This is a genomic window from Mucilaginibacter sp. P4_G9, assembly GCF_056400985.1.
This window is the reverse complement of record NZ_JBFUKF010000927.1, coordinates 1-646: the sequence shown is the minus strand read 5'-3', so window position 1 is coordinate 646 and position 646 is coordinate 1. Positions and strand designations below refer to the sequence as shown.

At 39.8% G+C, this 646-nt stretch carries 2 protein-coding genes; both read left to right on the top strand.

The genetic code is table 11. The annotated features are described in order from the left end of the window. Nucleotides 1–192: alanine racemase C-terminal domain-containing protein (locus tag AC1DPZ_RS28615; RefSeq protein ID WP_477409922.1), on the top strand; the 192-nt coding region annotated here is incomplete at its 5' end. 16 nt (nucleotides 193–208) lie between these two features. Next, nucleotides 209–646 (top strand): DUF502 domain-containing protein (locus tag AC1DPZ_RS28610; protein ID WP_477409920.1); only part of this gene is annotated, 438 nt, incomplete at its 3' end.

The window sequence follows — 646 nt, the reverse complement described above, 5'->3', positions numbered from 1 at the left end:
GTTGGTAACATCACCATGGATATGTGTATGCTTGATGTAACCGGTATTGATGTACAGGAAGGCGATGAGGTAATTATATTCGACGGGCAGCACCAGCGCATTGAGGAACTGGCGAAGCAAATAACCACAATCCCTTATGAAATATTAACTAATGTTTCGCAACGGGTAAAAAGGGTGTACTTTTACGAGTAGAAGTAATGAGGCATTTATGAACAGATTTGCGCGGGTTTTAGTCACATATTTTGCAAAGGGATTATTGGTAGTTGTGCCCATAGGTGCGGCAATTTTTTTAATGTACTGGGGGGTATCAACAATTGATAAAGCATTAAATTTAAGCGATCTGCTGGTTGATAAAACGGGAAAACACCTTTACATTCCAGGCCTGGGTATTTTAAACGTAGTGGTAGTAATCATGGTGGCCGGCATACTGGTTACCAACGTAATTACCGATCCTATAAAACGATGGTTTAAACGCTGGTTTAACCGATTGCCCATTTTCGCATTCCTGTACTCATCGATAAAAGACCTTACCGAAGCCTTTGTTGGCGAAGAAAAGAAATTTAACGAACCTGTTTTGGTTGAAATAAATGAATTTGGCCTTAAAAAAATTGGATTCCTGGTTCAAAAGGATCTTGCGGTTTTAGGT